Source organism: Herbidospora cretacea (assembly GCF_001570605.1).
In the GTDB taxonomy this organism is placed as follows: domain Bacteria; phylum Actinomycetota; class Actinomycetes; order Streptosporangiales; family Streptosporangiaceae; genus Herbidospora; species Herbidospora cretacea.
The window spans coordinates 49,883-67,961 of the sequence record NZ_BBXG01000029.1 but is presented as its reverse complement, the minus strand read 5'-3'; the positions used below and the strand labels follow the sequence as shown (position 1 = coordinate 67,961).

The following is an 18,079-nucleotide window of genomic DNA, read 5'->3' as shown; positions in this document are numbered from 1 at the left end:
AGCGGAGTCAGTCGAGCGGGCGCAGCTCGTCGGCGTAGCTCACCGACTGGCGGCGCATCATGCCGTCGTCGCTGATCGAATACTGGCCGAGCCGCCACAGGGGCGGGGAGTAGGCGTGGATCGACACGCTGCCGTGCTCCGCCCCTGTGAGGCGGTGGATGTGGTCGGGCCCGAAGCTGAACGAGGTCCCGGCGCTGACGCTTGTCTCCAGGTGCTCGCCGCCGATGCGCGGGTTGGCCTCCACCAGCGTGCCCCTGACCACGTTGACCGCGCCCGACGAGACGTCGTGGTCGTGCCAGCCCGTGTCGTCCTCCGGCCGCCAGCACAGCAGCCAGACGTCGACGTAGGAGTCGCGGTAGAGCGAGGCGTAGTGGCGCCCGCCGTCCTCGGCGCCCTCGAACGACAGGTGCTCCTCCCACAGATCGGGCTTGGTGGCCAGGTCGTCGACCAGTTCGCGCAGCTCACGACGGTCGAGGGAGCGTGGTGGCAGGGCTTCGAAAGGAGCCGTGGGACAGGTCGAGGGCACCGGGAGGGTGGGCGTGCTCATGAGGACGGCTCCTTTCGTGTCAGCAATCTGGCCGGGTTCGCCACGGTGATGGCGTGCCGGGCGGCGTCCCCGAAGTCGAGGGCGGGCGCTTCGGCGTAGGGGCGGTCGGAGCCGTTGACGACCACGTCGATGCCGAGCTCGCGGACGATCGAGTCGACGGCGCGGCGGCCGTAGGACGACGTCTCCACGAACAGACCGGGATCGACAAGGCCGCGGCCCTGCCCGCCTCGGGTGATCTGGCGCTCCGAGTGCAGCGGGGCCAGGCCCGCCAGCAGCGCGAAGCAGACTTTGAGCCGGGGGTGCCGGGGCCGCCCGAACGCCTGGAAGGCGTACCAGGCGGCGTGCATCTGCTGCACATAGGGCACGACGGCGGGCCACCAGCCGGGGGTGCCGGGCGCGGCGGCCGCGCCCGGGTGGATGAAGAGGGGCCGGTCTCCCAGGGCCGACAGCAGCGGGGCCACCTTCTCCAGGCCTTCCTGGTCCTGTACGGCCGTCGCCGGGAGCTGCAGCCCCACCGCGCCCGCGTTCAGGGCCTCTTCGAGCCTCGGCACCGAGATGTCGGTCACCGGGGCCGACGCCCAGAACCCGAAGGGCTCCGGCAGCGCGGCGGCCCCCTCGTGGAAGGCGTCGATCAGCGGCCACGCCTCGCCGGGCGGGAGGTGCTCGATGCCCAGCGGGCTCGACAGCGAGACGAGAGCGAGGTCGAGTTCCCCGTTCAGCTTGGCCCGCGCGGCCGGATCGTGGTCGGCCGGGTTCACCTCGTAGACCGGTTCGCCGTCGAGCAGCAGGGTCCACCCGTCAAGGCGGGGATTGGCGGCCCTCGAACGCAGGGCGTCGAGGAAAGGCGCAGGCCAGAGGTGCTGGTGCACGTCCACAGCCATCTCCGCCTCCTCCAACCCGAATTCCCTACCCATAATACAGGTATATCGATCTGAGGCTAGTGAACCGCTTCACTGATTCGCTTCAGTGAACCGTTTCACCCCATATGTGTCAAGTAGTGTGGACCGATGCCCCAACGGAAGCGAGCGACGATCCGTGAGGTGGCCCAGGCGACCGGGCTGTCCACCGCGGCCGTCAGTTACGCCCTTCGGGGACTCCAGGTCTCCGAGGAGACCATGCACCGGGTCCGCCGCGCCGCGGCCGAGCTCGGCTACGAGGCCGATCCCAACGCGCGGGCGCTGGCGAGCGGGCGCACCGGCATGATCGGGGTGCTCTGCGGGTCGCTCGAAGACCTCTGGCAGCAGTCGCTCGCCGTCGGCCTCGGCCGCTCCCTCCGGGAGAAGGACCACTACGGGCTGATCCTCGACGCCGCCGGCGACCCCGACCGGGAACGCACGCTGGCCCGGCAGCTCCGGGGGGTCGACGGGCTGATCGTGCAGCCGGTCGACCCGGCCGCCCCTTTCTGGGCGGAGATCGCCGAGAACGTCCCGCTCGTCACCATCGGCGACGCGCTGAAGGAGACCCGCACCGCCGCCGAGGTCGTCTTCGACAACCACAGCGGGGTGACGCTGGCGCTGGAGTACCTGGCCGGCAAGGGCCACCGGAGGGTCGCGGTGCTGACCCCGACCCTGGCCGAGACCCCCGACCGGCCCGCCGACCGCCTGGTCACCGCCGAGGCGGCCCGGCTGGGGCTCGACGTGACCGTGGCGACCTGCCCGCAGGGCCTCGGCCCGGCCGCCGAGGCGGCCCGCGCGGTGCTCCGGTCGCGGCCGAGCGCGGTGTTCTGCTTCTCCGACTCGATCGCCTACGGCGTGCTCAAGGCCGCCGGCGAGCTCGGCCTGTCGGTGCCCGGCGACGTGTCGGTCATGGGCTACGACGACCACCCGATGTCGGAGCTGCTCGGCCTGACCACGGTGAGCTGGGACCTCGACGGGATCGTCCGTTCGGCGGTCCGGCTCGTGCTCGGCGCGGCCGACGGGACGCTGCGCCGCCGCCGGGTGGTCCAGGCCCCGACGCTGCGCGAACGGGGCTCAGTCGGCCAGCGCTGAGCGGCCGCCACGACGGCTAGGAGGCCAGTGTCGTCCGGGCCGCCTCGATGTCGCCCTCCAGTGAGCGGTCCTCCGGCGCGTCGCCGTTCCGGATCGCCAGCGCCCGGTCGGCGGCCACCAGCTCGCAGGCCAGGATGATCTCGTAGGGTTCGCGGGCCGCCAGGCAGGCGCGGGCGGCCTGGGTGCCGAAGCCCGCGTGGTCCTCGACGCTGCGGGACAGGACCGCGCCGCCCAGGGTCACCGGGGCGGCCAGCTGGCGCAGTGAGGCGAGGGCGTCGTGGGCGACGTACTCCAGGATCAGGGCGCCGGAGCCGCCCGGCGAACCGGCCAGGAACGGGTGGAGGCCGGTGTAGGCCGGTTCCATCAGGGTGGCCAGGCGGGCGGTGGACAGCGAGGCCGTCTGGACGAGCGCGGCCCGCAGGGCGTCGAGGGCCAGCGCGACCGGGGCGGTGTGGAAGTTGCCGTTGTGCCAGGCAGCCTCGCCCGCGATCAGCGGGTTCTCGGCCGCCGAGTTGATGTCGGTGGTGACGGCCCGGCGGGCCACGTCGAGCGCGTCGAACGCCGCGCCGTGGACCTGCGGCAGCGCGCGGTAGCCGTAGGGGTCCTGGAGGCGTCCGGCGGGGGAGTGGCCGTCGAGCAGGGCGCTCAGCGCGGCGGCGACCCTGGCCTGACCCGGGTGGCGGCGGGCGCGCTGGACCTCGTACGCGAGAGGTTCGACCGACGCCCCGGCGGCGCGCCAGGTGCGGGCGGCGACCCGGACCGACGCCTCCAGCAGCCGGGCCAGGTCGGCGCAGGCCAGCGCGGCCTCGGCCAGGGTCAGCGCGTTGGAGCTGATGAAGGGGAGCGCGTCGGCCGACTTCAGCGCGAAGCGCGGACCGTTCCAGGGCACCTCGCCGAGCAGGCAGAGCGCCGTGGTCGACAGGGCGGTGAGGTCGCCGGTGCCGATCGCGCCGTAGCGCCTGATCGGGGGGACGGCGTGGCCGTTGACCGCCTCGGCCAGCGGGCCGAGCACGGCCGGGTCGATGCCGGAACCGCCCCGGAGCAGCTGGTTGAGCCGGACGGTGAGCATGGCGGTCGCGCTGGCCGGGTCGACCAGCGGCCCGGCGCCGCCGGCGTGGCTGCGCAGCAGGTCGAGGCCCGGTTCGTGGACCTCGACGTCCTTGTTCGCGCCCACCCCGGTGGTGCGGCCGTAGACCGGGCCGGTCTGCGCGCGGGCGGCCGCGAAGGCCTCCTCGGCCTGGGTGACCGAACCGAGGACGACCTTCGCCGCGCCGTGGGCGACGGCCCTGACCTGATCGCAGGTCAGGGTCGAGCCGTCGAGCAGAACGGTCTTAGTCGTCAATTCCGAGGATCAGGTCGAGCAGCCAGGAGATCACGCCGATGATGAGCGCGCCCCAGAAGGCGGCCCAGAAACCGACGACCTCGAACGGGAGCTTGAGCTGTTCGGCGATCCAGCTCGTGAGCAGGAGCAGACCGGCGTTCACGACCAGCGCGAACAGGCCCAGCGTGAGGACATAGAAGGCGCAGCCGATCGTTTTGATGATCGGCTTCAGGAGGGCGTTGATCACCCCGAAGATCAGCGCGACGGCGAGCAGTGTGCCGATCTCTTTGGCGGTCGTATCGCCGCCGATCGTGATGCCGTCGACGACACGTGTGGAGACCCACAGTGCCGCCGCGATCACGATGATCTTGACGATGACTTTCACGAGGGTGATCCTCGCATGTCCGGGCCCGTCTGAGCGAAGGTCGCGTGACTCTGACCCGTTGTTGGGCATAGGTGGTGATCGTCCCGGGAAATCACCGCTTGGGGGTGGGCCAGATCATGAACGTCGACCAGCTCGAACAGCTCTCCGCGAAGGAACTTCACGACCGCGCGGTCCGCTATGCCGTGAGGCATGGCGACTTCGGGTTCCTCTGGGACCTGCTGAAGGTCATCCCGGCGGCCCAGGGCGCCAGCGGGCGCGAGGACGAGACCGCCAACGACCTGAGCAGGGTCTCCGCGCTGCTGAGCGACGCGATGGCCGCCGGTGAGGGCACGCTGGGAGAGGCGCTCCGCCCGGTCTACATCGAGTATCTGTCCAAACACGACGTCGACCCCGACGACTAGCTGGCCTTGACCTCGGGCCCGTGCACGAGGAACCCGGGCGTGCTGGTCACCCGGCCGTCGAGCCCGGTGAGCATGACGTCGTAGGGCGTCGTCTGGACGTCCTTCGGCAGCGCGATCTCCCGGGCGAACCGGCGGGCCCGGACCGAGCCCATGGCGTAGAGCGCCGTGGCGTACGCGCCCGCCGTCGCCAGGTCGGGCCCGACGACGGTGACGGAGGCCAGGTCGCCCTGCCCGCCGGAGCCCCCCGGCCGCTCGGCGGTGGCGACGGCCAGGTCGTGGGCGAACACGACCCGTGACACCGCCCCCTCACGGGGATCCTTGAGCCCGACCCGCCACGGCACCCCCGGCCGGGCGGAGCCCCGGACCCGCACGTCGCCGTCTGCGCTGACGCAGTGGTCCACCGCCCCGGCGGCGGCCAGCGCGCGCGAGACGCGTTCCAGGGCCCAGTCGCGCACGTATCCGGCCCCGGCCGCCTCGCCGAAGAACCCGTCGGTGGCCTTGCCGAGCTCCGCGCACCGCTGGAGCACCTCGGTCAGTTCGGGCGCCGCCTCCTCGGGCGTGATCTCCCCGCGCGCCAGCCGGTTGAGCTCGCTGTCGGGCCGCTGGGTGCTGAAAGTTTCCTCGACCCAGCGCAGCCACCCGAACGCGTCGTCGAGGAGCGGCCGCAGCTCCCGCTGCGGGAGAGCCGTGCGGATGTCGATCCCGACATGCGATCCCATGAGGTCCTCAGCTCGGTGAGCACCGGGAAAGCGGTCGATCCGGCGGGTGGTGGTGTCCGTAGAGGTAGTCATCGCACTCCTTCGTCTCCGACGGGAGGTACGCGCCGGAGCACGGACGCGTTCAACCCCGATAACGATTCAATCTCAACACGTTCGTCCTTTTTAAGAGGTATGTCTGATTCTTTACGTTCCTCAGCGACTTTTCATGAACCGAGGCCACAATGGCCGACGTGCCAGAGACCCGAGTGCTCGTCGTGGACGACGAGCCCGAAGTGCGGACCGCCATCGCCCGCGCGCTCCGCGTCGAGGGCCACCGCGTGGCCAGCGCCGTCGACGGCGTCACGGCCCTCGCGGCCATCGCCGGGAACGCTCCCGACGTGGTCGTCCTGGACGTGATGATGCCGGAGATGGACGGCCTGGAGGTCTGCCGCCGCCTGCGCAAGAACGGCGACCGCACCCCCGTCCTCATGCTCACCGCCCTCGACGGCGTGGGCGACCGGGTCGCCGGCCTCGACGCCGGGGCCGACGACTACCTGGTCAAGCCGTTCGCCCTGGAGGAGCTGTTCGCCCGGGTCCGGGCGCTGCTGCGGCGCGCGGCCCCGCCCCCCGAGACCTCCTTCTCCGACCTGCACCTGCTGCCCGACCGCCGCCAGGCCCGGCGCGGCACCCGGGTCTTCGACCTGACCCGCACCGAGTACGCGCTGCTGGAGCTGCTGATCCGCAACGGCGGCCAGGTCCTGACGCGGGAGGTCATCCTGGAGAGGATCTGGGGCTACGAGTTCACGCCCGGCTCGAACTCCCTGGAGGTCTACATCCGCTACCTGCGCCGCAAGACCGAGGCCGACGGGGAGACCCGGCTCATCCAGACCGTCCACGGCCTGGGCTACGCCCTGCGGTCCACGGGGCGGGAGCGCTCGTGAAACTGCACTGGCGGATGGCCCTGGCCTCGGCGCTGGCCGGGGCGGTGAGCGTGATCGTCGTCATCTACGCCGCCTGGCGGATCACCTGCAACCGGGTCGAGTCGGCCATGGGCAGCTACGGCTACCGCCCGCCGTCGGGCGTGCTCGCCGGGCTGGCCGAGGTGACCGACCTCGGCTGGCCGTTCGTCGCCATCGCCCTCGGCGGCCTGTGCCTGTCCGGCGCGCTCGGCTGGATCGCCGCCTGGACGGGCCTGCGCCCGGTCGGGAAGTTCAAGGTCGCCGCCCAGCGGGTCGCCGCGACCAGCGACCTCACCACCCGGATCGACGTGACCGGCGACGACGAGCTCGGCAGCCTGGCCCGCAGCTTCAACACCATGCTCGACGCCCTGGAACGCTCGGCCAAGGCGCAGAAGCGCCTGGTCGCCGACGCCTCCCACGAGCTGCGCACGCCGCTGACCGCCGTCCGCACCAACGCCGAACTCCTCCAGCGCGGCAAGCTGCCCGCCGGCGAGCGCGCCGAGGTCGCCGCCGCGGTGATCAGCGGCCTGGAGGAGCTGACCGGCCTGGTCTCCGACATCGTGGAACTGGCCCGCGACGAGGAGCCCCAGGCGCTGGTCGAGCCGCTGCGCCTCGACGAGATCGTGCTGCGGGAGATCTCCCGCGCCTCGGCCCACTGGCCCCTGACCAGGTATGCCTCGGACCTGGAACCGGTGGTCGTCCAGGGCGTGGCCGACCGGCTGTCGCGCGCGGTCGGGAACGTCCTCGACAACGCCGCCAAGTACAGCCCGGCCGGCTCGGCCGTGGAGGTCCTGCTGCGCGACGGCGTCCTGACCGTCCGCGACCACGGCCCCGGCATCGCCGTCGACGACCTCCCCCACGTCTTCGACCGCTTCTACCGCTCCTCCGGCGCCCGCTCCCAGCCCGGCTCAGGCCTCGGCCTGGCCATCGTCCGCCAGGTCGTCGACAGCCACGGCGGCTCCGTCTCCGCAGGTCCCGCCCCCGGCGGCGGCACGCTCGTGAAACTGGCGTTCCCGTAGGGTGCTTTTCATGGGAGATGTACGGGTTACGCGGACCCCCGCCGGCTTCGTCGCCACCAATGAGCGGGGCGCCACCGTCGCCCTGGGCCACGGGGAGGGCGAGTTCGGCGCGGTCGAGCTCCTCCAGGTCGCCGTCGGGGCCTGCAACGCCATGACCGTCGAGCCTCTGACGGCCCAGCGGGGCCTGCGGCTCCCCGAGCTCTCTGTGACGGTCAGCTCCGAAAGGTCTGCTCCGACCCTCCTGGGCAAAGTGACGGTCAGCTACGAAATCGAGCTTCCCGAGGGCATGACGATGGCGAAGTTCCACGAAATAGCCCAGCGTGTGCACGACAGGCACTGCATCGTGAGCCGATCCCTGGAAGCCGGGACCGAGGTCAAGCTCGACCTGCCGCACTCCTGAGAGTTAGACCAACATCCGGCTGTGGCATTGCGTGGTCCTTAAGGTCGGTTCAGTAACGTGGAAGCAGGTCAAGGGGGCTGGAAAGCCGCCACACAAGCCTTTTTCCCATAAGGGCGCGGAGGGGGAACCGCGCCCGAGAGCGGGGGAAGCCGTCCAGGCGTCTTTGGGGGAGGACGCCTCGGCGGCACCGCTTGGAGTCGGGGTCGGCCGCAGTTGGGGGACTGCGACCGGCCCCGACGTATGTTCGAAGACTCATCGGCGACTTTGTGCGATGGAGAAGCTACTGCTGGTAGCGTTCCGCCAAAAGAGTCAATGATCCCTGTCGTCCGGCCACTGGATCGGCGACTGATTCTGTGAGGCATCCCCCGTGCCCGATCGCGTGATCCTTTTCATCGACTACCAGAACGTCTACAAGGGCGCTCGCGAGACGTTCCACGAGCCGTCGCTGGCTCCCGGACGAGATGGGCAGATCGACCCTCTCCGCCTCGGGACGTGGTTGGTCGAGAACAGCCGCTTCGAGCGTGAGCTGACCGAAGTGCGTGTCTACCGGGGGCAGCCTCACCCGTTGAGAGACGCCAAAGGACATGCCGCTTTCATGCGGCAGCGGGTGACGTGGGAGGGCGATCCCCGAACCGTGGGCGTCTTCCGGGACCTCCGCTACCCGCGCGGATGGCCCGACCGCTGCCCGCCCGGCGTGAAGCCCCAGGAGAAGGGCGTCGATGTCGCCCTCGCCATCGACTATGTCAGGCTGGCTCTGGAAGGCCGATATGACGTCGGCATCCTCATGTCCACCGACACCGACCTCAAGCCCGCGCTTGAGATCGTCGCCGCGATGAGGCCGCAGGGCGGGCCCCGGGTCGAGTCGGCCGCCTGGAACGGGCCGGGCGCCCAGCGGGCCCTGTCGCTCGATCAGCCGAAGATCTGGTCCCACCTGCTGGGCAGGTCGTGTTACGACGTGGTCCGGGATCCGACCAACTACGCGGTGCCCTTCTAGGGTCAGGGCGGCGAACGAGTTGCGACGAATCCGTCACGCCTGGTAGTCTTCAAGCACTGTTCCCCGCCATCCACTGGATTGGCGGGGCTATTTTTTTGCGCAGACAGCGTCCATGAACTCGTCGTGGTGGCCGTACCAGACGTGGTGGCTGGCGCCCTTGATGGTGATGGCTCCCTCGGTCTCTTCCGGGACGAAGCGGCTGTTCTCCGCTCTGATCACCAGGCCCTTGTGGGGTGGCGTGTAGTCCTTGCCGGAGGACGACAGCAGCAGGGCCACCGCCGTCTCCACGTCGAAGAGCTTCGCGGCCTCCGCCTCGGCCGCGCGGTCGTTCTCGTGCCAGTCGGGGTGCCTCTCGGTCAGGGTGGCCAGGGTCCGCTTGGCCTTGGCCTTCTCGTAGGACGCGCGCAGGGCGGCTTCCTCGATCGAGTGGCTCGGGCCGGTGGGGGCGTCGACGTAGACGACGCGTTGCGGCACGAGGGACGTGCCCATGATGAAGGTGCCCATGGAGTGGGCGATGGCCAGGTCGACGTCCGAGGGGACGGACCGGAAGATCTCCAGCGCCATGCGTTCGACCGTCGCGTCGTGCATGGGGGCGCTGCGGCCGTGACCGGGGAGGTCGACGGCCAGCACGTGGTAGCCGCGGGCGGCCAGGTCGGGGCCGACCTGCCACCAGCAGCCCGAGTCGGACATGATGCCGTGGATCAGCACCGCCGTCTTCGGGCCGCCGCCCCATTCGCGGACGTTCAGCATGTCGCTTCCTCTCGGGTCAGTCGCAGCATCAGGTCGGCCAGGATCTCCACGCCGTTCCTGGTCAGGACCGACGCCGGGTGGAACTGGACCGACGCGAAACCCGGGCCCATGAGGGCGTGGACCTCGTCCTCTTCCCTGGAGACGGCGATTTCACCCAGATTGTCGGTTAAACACCGGGCGGCGAAGGTGTTGTAGAAGCCGACCTGTTCCCTGTGGCCGAAGAGCGGGATGGTGCGCTGGACGCCCTGGTTGGGGAACGGGATCTTCCTCAGGGGGAGGCCGAGCAGGGTGCAGAGCACCTGGTGACCGAGGCAGACCGACAGGAAGGGGATGCCCCGGTCGAGGAGTTCGCGGGTCGTCTCGCGCAGGCGGGCGATCTTCGGGTGGTGGACGTCGCGGGGGTCTCCGGGGCCCGGCCCGACGATCACCAGGTCGTGGTCGCCGACGTCGTAGGGCTCGTCGTAGCGGCTGACCGTCACCTCGCAGCCCAGGGCGCGGATGATGTGGCGGGCCATCGCGGTGAAGGTGTCCTCCGCGTCGATGACCAGGACCTTCCGGCCGCACAGCTCCGGGATCCGGCGGTCGCGGCACTCCGGGCCCTCGAACCAGAAGCCCGCCAGGGGTTCGTTGCGCGACATCAGCGCCTGGTAGATGGCTGGGTGGGCGTCCAGGCCCGCGGGGGCGGCGCGGCAGGCGCCGCCCTTCAGCACCTCCAGCAGGCCGGCCGCCTTGGCGCGGGTCTCGGCGGCCTCGGAGGCCGGGTCGCTGTCGCGGACCAGGGTCGCGCCGACCGAGATGCGCATGTCTCCGGTGGAGGAGATGTCGGCGGTGCGGATGAGGATCGCCGAGTCCAGGGAGCGCGCGCCCGAGGAGTCGCGGCCGATCAGGGCGACCATCCCGGCGTAGTAGTCGCGGCCCTCCGGCTCGAACTTGGAGATCACCCGGCAGGCGCTTTCCAGCGGGCCGCCGGTCACCGTGGGGGCGAACAGGGTCTCGCGCAGGATGTCGCGGACGTCCAGGGAGCTGCGGCCCTCGATCAGGTACTCGGTGTGGGCGATGCGGGCCATCTGCTTCAGGTGGGGGCCCACGGCCCGGCCGCCCTGGTCGCAGACGCGGCCCATCATCTTGAGCTCCTCGTCGAGGACCATGTAGAGCTCGCCGGCCTCCTTCTCGTCGTCCAGGAAGTCGAGGACGCCGGGCAGTTCGGGGCCGGTCCCCGGGTAGCGGTAGGTGCCGCTGATGGGGTTCATCACGACGGTGCCCGCGTCGAGGGTGATGTGGCGTTCGGGGGACGAGCCGACGAACGTGCGGGTGCCGGTCCAGATCACGAACGTCCAGTGGCAGCCGGGGTCCCGGCCGAGCAGGCGGCGGAAGTACGACAGGGCCGTGCGGTGGGACCAGCCCTCGATCGAGGCGCTGAAGGTCCGCTTGATGACGAAGTTGGCGCCGGTGCCCTCGCCGATCTCCTCGGCCAGGACGCGGCGGACGACCGCTTCGTACTCCTCGTCGGTGGTGTCGAACGACGCGTCCGCCAGCGAGATCGGCTCGTCGGGGAGGACCGACAGCGCGTCGTCGACGGACAGGGCCGCCTGGCCGGTCACGGTCATCGCCAGCAGGGGGGCCGCGTCGTCGGGGCAGGCGTAGCCGCGCTCCCTGATCTGGCGGTAGGGCAGCAGGACGAGCGTCTCGTGCCCGGGGAGACCCTCCTCGTCCAGGGGGATGTCGGCGATCCGCTCATGGGCCGAGACGTCGCCCACGATCACGTCGATGTCCGCGACGCCCGATCCCGGGCGGTGCAGCAGGGCGAACGGGGGCGGGTCCGGGCTCAGCAGCCGGTCTAACATGTCGCCTCCAGAACTCGTCGGGTCGAGATCGTCACCGCGCAGCGGGAGGCCGCGTAGTCGAGGGCCAGCCGGTGGAAGTCCGGGGTGAAGTCGGCGACCGCGTCGGCCACGACGAAGGTCTGGATGTCGTGGGAGAAGCTCTCGTGGGCGGTCATCAGGATGCCCACGTGGGCGTACACGCCGCAGATGACGAGCTGGTCGCGGCCCTGCTCGCGCAGCAGCCGCAGCAGGTCGGTGCGGCAGAACGCGCTCGGCCGCCACTTCGTCAGCACCACGTCGCCGGGCGAGGGCTCCAGCCGGGGGACGATGGCCCGGTGGGCGGGGTCGGCGGTCATGCCGGGGCCCCAGAAGTCCATCAGGAGCCCCCGGTCCTCGGTGCTCATGCCGCCGGGCTGGGCGGTGTAGTAGACCGGCGCGCCCACCGCCGAGAACCGGTCCTTCAGCGCGCCCACGTTCGCGAGCAGCGCCGACGGGTCGGTGAACGGGCTCAGGAAGTAGTTCTGCATGTCATGGACGAGCAGCGCGGCGCGAGCGGGATCGACGCGCCACTGCGCGATGTTGTCGGGGAGCTCGGCCTCGGCCGGCATCGGGTAGGGCTCGATCGCGGGGATCGCCATGGTTGAACAGCTCCTGTCTATCGGGCAGATTCGGGGCGCGAGACGCGGTCGGCCTCCGGCCGTCCGCGTCTCGCTCAGACGCCCAAAGAGGCGCCTCCGTCGACCGTGAGGTCCTGCATCGTGATGTGGGCGGCCCGCTCGGAGAGCAGGAAGGCGACCGCGTCGGCGACGTCCGAGGGCTGGGCCACCCGGCCCAGCGGGATGCCGACTCTGTACGCCCCCGGCGCGCCCTCGACCGAGGTCCGCAGCGCGTCGGAGCCGTCCCAGAGGCCGGTGAGCATGGGCGTCTCCGTGGAGCCGGGCGCGACGACGTTGCACCGGATGCCGTGTTCGGCCAGTTCCAGGCCGAGGCACTTGGTGAACGCGGTCGCGGCGGCCTTGGAGGCGGCGTAGGCGGCCATGTTCTGCCGTGCGGTGCGGGAGGCGTTGGAGGCGACCGTCACGATCGCCCCCGCGCGCCGGGGGATCATGCGCCGGGCGACCGCCCGGGACACGTGGAAGACGCCCGAGCTGTTGACCGCCAGCGTGGCGGCCCAGTCGCCGTCGGACAGCTCCACGGCGCGGCCGGTCCGCAGGATCCCGGCCGCGTTGACCAGCGCGGCGACCGGTCCTCTAACCGCCTCGACCCGGTCGACGAACGCCTCGACCTGCTCGGAGGAGGTCACGTCGACGTCGGGGAGGTCCATGCCGACGACCGTGAAGCCGTCGTCGGTCAGCCGCCGGGAGACCGCCGCGCCGATCCCGCCGGCCGCGCCGGTGACGAGGGCGATCATGGCAGCTCCACCCCCAGGCAGCGCACCGAGAACGACCGGAGCGCCTCCAGGTAGTCCTCCCGCAGCGCGCTCTCGTCGGCCTTGACGACCTGGCCGTTCACGATCACCGTCTCGACGTCGGCCGACCCGCCGAGGGTCAGGAACGCCTCCAGCGGACGGGGGTTGAGCAGGTAGCGCCAGTCGTCGGCGCGGATCAGCACCAGGTCGGCGCGCTTGCCGACCTCCAGCGACCCGACGTCGGCGAACCCGAGGCCGCGGGCGGCGATCCGGGTGGCCATGGCCAGGGCGTCGCTGGGCAGCAGGGCGGTCGGGTCGGCGGCCATCTCCGTGTACGCCTGCCAGGCCGCCGTCATGTTCTCCGCCATCCCCGGCACGGGCGTCGAGGCGCCGTCGGTCGACAGCGACACGTCCAGCCCGGCCGCCCGCAGCGCCGGGATCTGCCGGGTCTCGGTCAGCGTCGACTCGCCGGCGGGCCCGTATTTGGCGGGGGAGTGGGTGATGTGCGCCCCCGCCCGGACCAGCAGGTCCCTCTCCTCCGGATCGGCGAACGCGCAGTGCACCGCCGTGAACCGCTCGTCGAGCAGCCCGAGGTCGGCGAACCGGCGTACCGGAGAAGTGCCGAACCAGGCGCGCATGGCCTCGGTCTCGTTGCGCAGCGCGCCGACGTGGGCGGCGAACGGCAGGTCGTGCCGGGCGCACAGGTCCCGCAGGCCGGAGCCGAGCTCGTCGGTCATGTTGGTGCCGTACACGGCGGTGGGCCTGACCCGCACGAACGCGTCCTGGAGATCCATGAGCGCGGCGACCCGCGCGAGGACCTCGTCGGTGTCGCGGGTGCGCCGGCCGCAGGCGGTGTCGCCGGCCCAGGCCGACACCGACAGCCGCATGCCGAACTCGCGCGCGGCCTGGGCCAGCGCGGCGGGCTTGTTGACCGAGCCGACGTCGCCGAGGGTGGTCACGCCGGAGCGGAGCTGGGTCCACAGCGAATACCGCGCGACGGCCAGCGCCTCGTCGTCGGTGAGGGCGTCGACGAGGCCGTAGAAGCGGTCGAACGCCATCGAGATGGCTGGGATGTCGCCGCCGTGCGCCATGAAGGCCGGTTTGTCGTCGCGGTCGGACGGGGGCCGCAGCGCGCCCTTGAACGGGTAGCGCAGCGCGAACATCTCGTGCCAGTGGGGGTTCACGAAGCCGGGCAGCACCAGCGTGCCCGTGGCGTCGATCACCTCGGCGTCGGGCGCGTCGGGCGAGAAGCCGACGATCAGACCGTCTTCGATCAGCACGTCGGAGACCATCCGATGGGCGGCGTCGGCGGTGTGAACGGTCCCGCCCTTGATCAGCAGGCGGCTCATGCCCTCGCCTCCTCCAGCCTGACGGCCCAGGCCGAGATGGTCGGCGTGGCGGCGAGGTCGCGGAACTCGACCTTCAGACCGGACCGCCGCCACTTGGTGACCAGGCGCATCATCTCCAGCGAGCCGAGGCCGAGGAAGACGAGGTTGTCGTCGTCGGCCACGGTCGCCGGGTCGGCGCCGACGATGCCGGCGACGGTGGTGCGGAGTTCCTCCTTGACGGTCATGACCGCTCCTTCCAATCGCGGGCCGTCAGCGGGTCGGCCGCCGCGGCGGCCAGGGTCTTCTTGTCGACCTTGCCGAGGGGGGTGAGCGGGAAGGCGTCCACGAACTCGACCCGGTCGGGCAGCTTGAAGGCGGCCAGGCCGCGTTCGTGCAGCGCCCGCTTGAGCTCGGGCAGCGTCGGCCGGTCGTGGCGGCTGACCAGGAACGCGTAGATGCGCTCGCCGAGCAGCTCGTCGGGCACCGGCACGACCGCGGCCCGGTCGACGTCGGGGTGGGCCAGCAGGTGGCCCTCCACCTCACCGGCGGCGATCTTGTCGCCGCCCCGGATGACGACGTCCTTGATCCGGCCCTCGATGACCAGGTCGCCGTCGGGGGTGACCGAGGCCAGGTCGCCGGTCTTGTAGAAGCCGTCGGGGGTGAACGCCGTCGCGTTGTGCTCGGGCGCGTTGTAGTAGCCGCGCAGGGTGTAGGGGCCGCGCGCCAGCAGTTCGCCGTCGACGATCTGGATCTCGTCGAACGGGCTGACCGGCCGTCCCTGGGTCGCGACCACCCGTTCGGCGGGGTCGTCGAGGCGGGACATCGACAGCAGCCCCTCGGCCATGCCGAACACCTGCTGGAGGCGGCAGCCGAGCTCGGGCTCGATCCGGGCGGCGAGTTCCGGCTGGAGCCGGGCGCCGCCGATCTGCACCAGCCGCAGCGTCGACAGGTCGTCGTCGAGGTACTCGCGGGCCTCCAGCCACAGGTGCGCGACCGTCGGCACGACGGAGGTGACGGTGACCTTCTCCCGGGCGATCAGGGCGAAGCAGTCGTCGGCGCCGGGGTCGTCGGCCAGCACGACCGTGCCGCCCCGGTGCAGGGTGCCGACGACGCCGGGGCAGCCCCAGGTGAAGTTGAACTCGACCGGGAGGGCGGCCAGGTAGACGTCGTCCGAGGTCACCTGGCACAGGTCGGCGACGGTCCTGGTCTGGTAGGCGTAGTCGTCGTGGGTGCGCGGGATCAGCTTCGGCAGCGCGGTCGTCCCGCCGGAGAGCAGGAAGAACGCGACGTCCGACGGGTCGGCGGCGGGGTGGGCGACCGGGGCGCCGTCGAGGTCCCCGGGCGAGAGGACGTGCTTGATCCGCAGCGCGTGGGCGATGTCGTGGTTGGGGCCGACGTACCCGACGGCCCCGGACACGTCGGACAGGTGGCCGACCTCGTTCGACCGGTGGGAGGCGAGCGAGAAGACCGCCTTCACCCCGGCCTTGAACATCGCGAAGGCGACGATCACGAAGTCGGGCGTGTTCGGCAGCTGGAGCACCACCCGGTCACCGGGCTCGATGCCGTGCCGGGCGAACCCGGCGGCCGTCCGGGCCACCCTGATCGCCAGGTCCCGGTACAAGATGCGCTCGTCGCGCCAGACCAGGGCGGTCCTGTCGCCGTGTTCGCGCGCCCACTCCGCCGGGAGGTCGCCGAGGGCGACGCCCTGCCAGACGTGCTGGGACCGGTAGTGGGCGGCCAGGTCCTCCGGCCACGGCGTGCAACCGGGCAGCATCACAGGCTCCTTTCGGTGATCTCGACGACCGCGCAGCCCGACTCCATGCCGGGCGCGGTGCCGATGAGCAGCACGTGGTCGCCGGGTTCGACGTCGCCGCGCGTCCAGAGCCACTCCAGGCCGATGAACGGGTCGGCGGCGCCGGCGTGGCCGGTGGTCCGGGTGAACTCCCAGGTGCCCTTGGCGGCGTCGACGCCGAGCGGGTCGAGGTAGATGTCGGTCAGCGGGCCCTCGGTGAAGCCGACGTGGCAGACCCGCTTCACGCGGTCGATCGAGCTGCCGGCCTCCTCCAGCGTCCTGAAGGCGACCTCGCTCACGAGTTCGCCCAGGTGGCCCATGGGCGGGGTGATCCCGGCGGCCCACTGGTCCCGCCACCAGGCGACGCGGTCCTCGAAGTTGAGCCCGCGTGACAGGTCGGGCGGGAACAGCGTCTCGCCGCCCCGGTGGAGCTCCTCCATCTCGGGGTGCGACACCGCCCCGGCGGCCAGGACCTTCGCGAACCCGCCCCGCCGCGACGCGACGACAGCCGCGCCGCCGTCGGCCAGCAGGAACATCCGCGACGCCTTCCACCGGTCGACCAGCGGGGTGCCGTAGTTGTCACCGGTGGTCAGCAGCACGGCGTCGTCGGGCTCGTCGAGCAGGCCGGCGGCGATGCGCAGGCCGGACAGCATGCCGAGGCAGCCCTGCCGCACTTCGAGCGCGGTGATCGGGCGGTCGACGGTGTTCCGCAGCACGTAGTGGGGCGCGGACCAGCCGTCGGGGCCCTGGTGGTAGCTGCCGCTGTGCAGCAGGGCGACGAAGTCCTCAGGCTCGTGCCCAGAGCGTTTGACAGCGATGTTTCCGGCGTCGGCGGCCATGTCGACGGCGGGGGTGCCGCCCGCGACCATGACGCTGACCATGCCGGAGCCGTCGTCGGGCGCGGGGACCATCTCGGGCAGATGGGAGCCGATGCCGGACAGGTAGAGGTTCTCGAATCTCATGCCGCGCTCCTCACCAGGTAACGCGCGACGCTTTCGAGCTTCTCGCACGTCTCCTCGAACTCGCGCTCGGGGGTCGACTGGCCGACGATCCCGGCCCCGGCGCGCAGCCAGGTCCGGCCGTCGCGGCGGTAGGCCGACCGCAGGACCAGGGCGGCGTCCATCGCGCCGGTGTGGTCGACGGTCATGACCGCGCCGCTGTAGAGGCCGCGGGCCTCCGGCTCGTGCGCCCGGATCGCCTCGTAGGCGGCCTTCTTCGGCACGCCCGACGCGGTGACGGCCGGGAAGACGGCGCCGAAGGCGTCCCAGGCCCGCATCCCCTGGGACAGCCGCCCGGAGACGCGGGAGGCCAGGTGCTGGACGCTGCCGCGCTCGCGGATCGCCATGAACTCCGGCACCTCGACCGAGTCGGGCTCGCACACGTCGACCAGCTCGTCGGTGCCGACCTTGACGGAGATGGCGTGCTCGTAGACCTCCTTGGCGGAGCCGTAGAGGTCGGCCCGCAGGGACGCGTTCACCGCCTGGTCGGGGGTGAGCGCGCGGGTCCCGGCGAGCGGCTGCGACACGACGTGCCCGTCCTCGGAGACCTGCACGACGATCTCGGGGCTGAACCCGGTCGCGGCCAGGCCGCCCAGGTCGAGCAGGAACGAGCGGGCCGGGTTGTTGCCCTTGCGCCCGGCCAGGTAGGTGGCGGTCAGGTCGACCTCGTCGGGGACCTCGACCACGCGGGACAGGATGACCTTGTGCAGCTCGCCGGCGTTGATCGACTCGACGGCCAGCTTCACGGCCTCGCGGTAGGCGTCCTCGCCGGTGCCCCAGACGTCCAGGGGGGTGGGCGTGAGGTTCTTCGGCGCGGACGGGGCCTGGACGGCGGCGAGCAGCGCGGTGAGCGTCGCGGTGTCGGCGGCGCGCAGCCGGGCGTGGCCGGCGGAGACGCGCGCCTCCGCCTGAGGGACCACCAGGTGCAGCAGCCGTCCGTCGCCGACGTGCTCCTCGGTGTAGGACAGCTCGAACGCCGCCCACCCGTAGGCCCGCCATTCGGGGATCGACACCGTCTCCAGCAGCCCGGCGACCTGGTGCAGCGGGTCGCCGTTCCACGGCTCGAAGACGTCGTCGCGGTTCTCGTGCCGGAGCAGCGCCCCCTCGCGGTCGAGGGTCAGTTCGGCGCGGGCGCCGCCCGCGTAGGACCAGACGCCGCCGTTCTCGTAGACGACGTGGTCGGCGAACAGCCCCGAGTCGGCGAGCCGGGCCGCGACCTCGACCGCGTCCTCGGTGAGGGGGACCTGGGTCTCGAAGTAATGCATGCC

20 protein-coding genes are annotated in these 18,079 nt (G+C 71.6%); 6 read left to right on the top strand and 14 right to left on the bottom strand.

Features of this window, described 5'->3' with window-relative positions; all coding sequences use genetic code 11:
• Window positions 1–7 precede the first annotated feature (7 nt).
• Window positions 8–547, bottom strand: coding sequence for a cysteine dioxygenase (locus AW270_RS35755; protein ID WP_061300574.1), 540 nt, complete (start codon window positions 545–547; stop codon window positions 8–10).
• Window positions 544–1,428 (bottom strand): amidohydrolase family protein, encoded by an 885-nt coding sequence (locus AW270_RS35750; protein WP_061300573.1) that lies wholly within the window; start codon window positions 1,426–1,428, stop codon window positions 544–546. Before AW270_RS35750 ends, AW270_RS35755 begins: the two co-directional genes overlap by 4 nt.
• Before the next feature lie 126 nt (window positions 1,429–1,554).
• On the opposite strand from AW270_RS35750, the gene AW270_RS35745 reads away from it, so the two are divergent.
• Complete coding sequence (locus AW270_RS35745; RefSeq protein WP_061300572.1) at window positions 1,555–2,535, top strand: LacI family DNA-binding transcriptional regulator; 981 nt, start codon at window positions 1,555–1,557, stop codon at window positions 2,533–2,535.
• Between the two features lie 16 nt (window positions 2,536–2,551).
• Here the strand turns inward: AW270_RS35745 and AW270_RS35740 are convergent, their stop codons facing one another.
• Both AW270_RS35740 and AW270_RS35735 read right to left on the bottom strand, forming a co-directional pair.
• Complete coding sequence (locus tag AW270_RS35740; RefSeq protein WP_061300571.1) at window positions 2,552–3,877, bottom strand: aromatic amino acid lyase; 1,326 nt, start codon at window positions 3,875–3,877, stop codon at window positions 2,552–2,554.
• Window positions 3,867–4,241 carry a phage holin family protein gene (locus AW270_RS35735; RefSeq protein ID WP_061300570.1) on the bottom strand — a complete coding sequence of 125 codons (375 nt, stop codon included), beginning with the start codon at window positions 4,239–4,241 and terminating at the stop codon, window positions 3,867–3,869. The genes AW270_RS35740 and AW270_RS35735 overlap by 11 nt, the downstream gene beginning before the upstream one ends.
• A 116-nt stretch (window positions 4,242–4,357) precedes the next feature.
• On the opposite strand from AW270_RS35735, the gene AW270_RS35730 reads away from it, so the two are divergent.
• Window positions 4,358–4,642: a hypothetical protein gene (locus AW270_RS35730; RefSeq protein WP_061300602.1), complete on the top strand. Its 285-nt coding sequence runs from the start codon at window positions 4,358–4,360 to the stop codon at window positions 4,640–4,642.
• Here AW270_RS35730 and AW270_RS35725 read toward each other — a convergent pair.
• Window positions 4,639–5,361, bottom strand: a complete 723-nt coding sequence (locus tag AW270_RS35725) for an FAD:protein FMN transferase (RefSeq protein ID WP_061300569.1) — start codon at window positions 5,359–5,361, stop codon at window positions 4,639–4,641. The genes AW270_RS35730 and AW270_RS35725 overlap by 4 nt on opposite strands.
• Window positions 5,362–5,582: 221 nt before the next feature.
• On the opposite strand from AW270_RS35725, the gene AW270_RS35720 reads away from it, so the two are divergent.
• From AW270_RS35720 to AW270_RS35705, 4 genes are all read left to right on the top strand, one after another.
• Window positions 5,583–6,281, top strand: a complete 699-nt coding sequence (locus AW270_RS35720) for a response regulator transcription factor (RefSeq protein WP_061300568.1) — start codon at window positions 5,583–5,585, stop codon at window positions 6,279–6,281.
• Entirely contained in the window at window positions 6,278–7,318 is a 1,041-nt protein-coding gene (locus AW270_RS35715) for a HAMP domain-containing sensor histidine kinase (protein ID WP_157523133.1), read from the top strand. The genes AW270_RS35720 and AW270_RS35715 overlap by 4 nt, the downstream gene beginning before the upstream one ends.
• A gap of 10 nt (window positions 7,319–7,328) precedes the next feature.
• Window positions 7,329–7,718, top strand: coding sequence for an OsmC family protein (locus AW270_RS35710; protein ID WP_061300601.1), 390 nt, complete (start codon window positions 7,329–7,331; stop codon window positions 7,716–7,718).
• Between the two features lie 367 nt (window positions 7,719–8,085).
• Window positions 8,086–8,712, top strand: coding sequence for an NYN domain-containing protein (locus AW270_RS35705; protein ID WP_061300566.1), 627 nt, complete (start codon window positions 8,086–8,088; stop codon window positions 8,710–8,712).
• Window positions 8,713–8,799: 87 nt separating this feature from the next.
• Here the strand turns inward: AW270_RS35705 and AW270_RS35700 are convergent, their stop codons facing one another.
• The 9 genes from AW270_RS35700 to AW270_RS35660 all read right to left on the bottom strand — a co-directional run bounded on the left by AW270_RS35700 (window position 8,800) and on the right by AW270_RS35660 (window position 18,076).
• Window positions 8,800–9,462, bottom strand: a complete 663-nt coding sequence (locus AW270_RS35700) for an alpha/beta fold hydrolase (protein WP_082802104.1) — start codon at window positions 9,460–9,462, stop codon at window positions 8,800–8,802.
• The gene (locus tag AW270_RS35695) at window positions 9,456–11,306 is read right to left on the bottom strand and encodes an anthranilate synthase family protein (RefSeq protein ID WP_061300565.1); all 1,851 of its coding nucleotides are present in this window, start codon (window positions 11,304–11,306) and stop codon (window positions 9,456–9,458) included. The genes AW270_RS35700 and AW270_RS35695 overlap by 7 nt, the downstream gene beginning before the upstream one ends.
• Complete coding sequence (locus AW270_RS35690; RefSeq protein ID WP_061300564.1) at window positions 11,300–11,923, bottom strand: isochorismatase family protein; 624 nt, start codon at window positions 11,921–11,923, stop codon at window positions 11,300–11,302. Before AW270_RS35690 ends, AW270_RS35695 begins: the two co-directional genes overlap by 7 nt.
• A gap of 74 nt (window positions 11,924–11,997) precedes the next feature.
• A complete protein-coding gene (locus tag AW270_RS35685) occupies window positions 11,998–12,696 on the bottom strand; it encodes an SDR family oxidoreductase (RefSeq protein WP_061300563.1) in 699 nt (232 codons plus the stop codon).
• Entirely contained in the window at window positions 12,693–14,042 is a 1,350-nt protein-coding gene (locus AW270_RS35680) for an amidohydrolase family protein (RefSeq protein ID WP_061300562.1), read from the bottom strand. The genes AW270_RS35685 and AW270_RS35680 overlap by 4 nt, the downstream gene beginning before the upstream one ends.
• Entirely contained in the window at window positions 14,039–14,266 is a 228-nt protein-coding gene (locus AW270_RS35675; protein ID WP_061300561.1) for a phosphopantetheine-binding protein, read from the bottom strand. The genes AW270_RS35680 and AW270_RS35675 overlap by 4 nt, the downstream gene beginning before the upstream one ends.
• A complete protein-coding gene (locus tag AW270_RS35670; RefSeq protein ID WP_174549919.1) occupies window positions 14,263–15,795 on the bottom strand; it encodes a (2,3-dihydroxybenzoyl)adenylate synthase in 1,533 nt (510 codons plus the stop codon). The genes AW270_RS35675 and AW270_RS35670 overlap by 4 nt, the downstream gene beginning before the upstream one ends.
• Window positions 15,795–16,775, bottom strand: a complete 981-nt coding sequence (locus AW270_RS35665) for a ketoacyl-ACP synthase III family protein (RefSeq protein WP_061300559.1) — start codon at window positions 16,773–16,775, stop codon at window positions 15,795–15,797. The genes AW270_RS35670 and AW270_RS35665 overlap by 1 nt, the downstream gene beginning before the upstream one ends.
• Entirely contained in the window at window positions 16,772–18,076 is a 1,305-nt protein-coding gene (locus AW270_RS35660) for a salicylate synthase (RefSeq protein ID WP_061300558.1), read from the bottom strand. Before AW270_RS35660 ends, AW270_RS35665 begins: the two co-directional genes overlap by 4 nt.
• Between the last annotated feature and the right edge of the window lie 3 nt (window positions 18,077–18,079).

Excerpts from the sequence above, each read along its gene's own strand:
- AW270_RS35730 (WP_061300602.1), top strand. The coding sequence starts at position 4,358 with ATGAACGTCGACCAGCTCGAACAGCTCTCCGCGAAGGAACTTCACGAC.
- AW270_RS35695 (WP_061300565.1), bottom strand. The coding sequence starts at position 11,306 with ATGTTAGACCGGCTGCTGAGCCCGGACCCGCCCCCGTTCGCCCTGCTG.
- AW270_RS35700 (WP_082802104.1), bottom strand. The coding sequence starts at position 9,462 with ATGCTGAACGTCCGCGAATGGGGCGGCGGCCCGAAGACGGCGGTGCTG.
- AW270_RS35665 (WP_061300559.1), bottom strand. The coding sequence starts at position 16,775 with ATGAGATTCGAGAACCTCTACCTGTCCGGCATCGGCTCCCATCTGCCC.
- AW270_RS35680 (WP_061300562.1), bottom strand. The coding sequence starts at position 14,042 with ATGAGCCGCCTGCTGATCAAGGGCGGGACCGTTCACACCGCCGACGCC.
- AW270_RS35720 (WP_061300568.1), top strand. The coding sequence starts at position 5,583 with ATGGCCGACGTGCCAGAGACCCGAGTGCTCGTCGTGGACGACGAGCCC.
- AW270_RS35660 (WP_061300558.1), bottom strand. The coding sequence starts at position 18,076 with ATGCATTACTTCGAGACCCAGGTCCCCCTCACCGAGGACGCGGTCGAG.
- AW270_RS35675 (WP_061300561.1), bottom strand. The coding sequence starts at position 14,266 with ATGACCGTCAAGGAGGAACTCCGCACCACCGTCGCCGGCATCGTCGGC.
- AW270_RS35710 (WP_061300601.1), top strand. The coding sequence starts at position 7,329 with ATGGGAGATGTACGGGTTACGCGGACCCCCGCCGGCTTCGTCGCCACC.
- AW270_RS35750 (WP_061300573.1), bottom strand. The coding sequence starts at position 1,428 with ATGGCTGTGGACGTGCACCAGCACCTCTGGCCTGCGCCTTTCCTCGAC.
- AW270_RS35685 (WP_061300563.1), bottom strand. The coding sequence starts at position 12,696 with ATGATCGCCCTCGTCACCGGCGCGGCCGGCGGGATCGGCGCGGCGGTC.
- AW270_RS35670 (WP_174549919.1), bottom strand. The coding sequence starts at position 15,795 with ATGCTGCCCGGTTGCACGCCGTGGCCGGAGGACCTGGCCGCCCACTAC.
- AW270_RS35690 (WP_061300564.1), bottom strand. The coding sequence starts at position 11,923 with ATGGCGATCCCCGCGATCGAGCCCTACCCGATGCCGGCCGAGGCCGAG.
- AW270_RS35755 (WP_061300574.1), bottom strand. The coding sequence starts at position 547 with ATGAGCACGCCCACCCTCCCGGTGCCCTCGACCTGTCCCACGGCTCCT.
- AW270_RS35725 (WP_061300569.1), bottom strand. The coding sequence starts at position 5,361 with ATGGGATCGCATGTCGGGATCGACATCCGCACGGCTCTCCCGCAGCGG.
- AW270_RS35745 (WP_061300572.1), top strand. The coding sequence starts at position 1,555 with ATGCCCCAACGGAAGCGAGCGACGATCCGTGAGGTGGCCCAGGCGACC.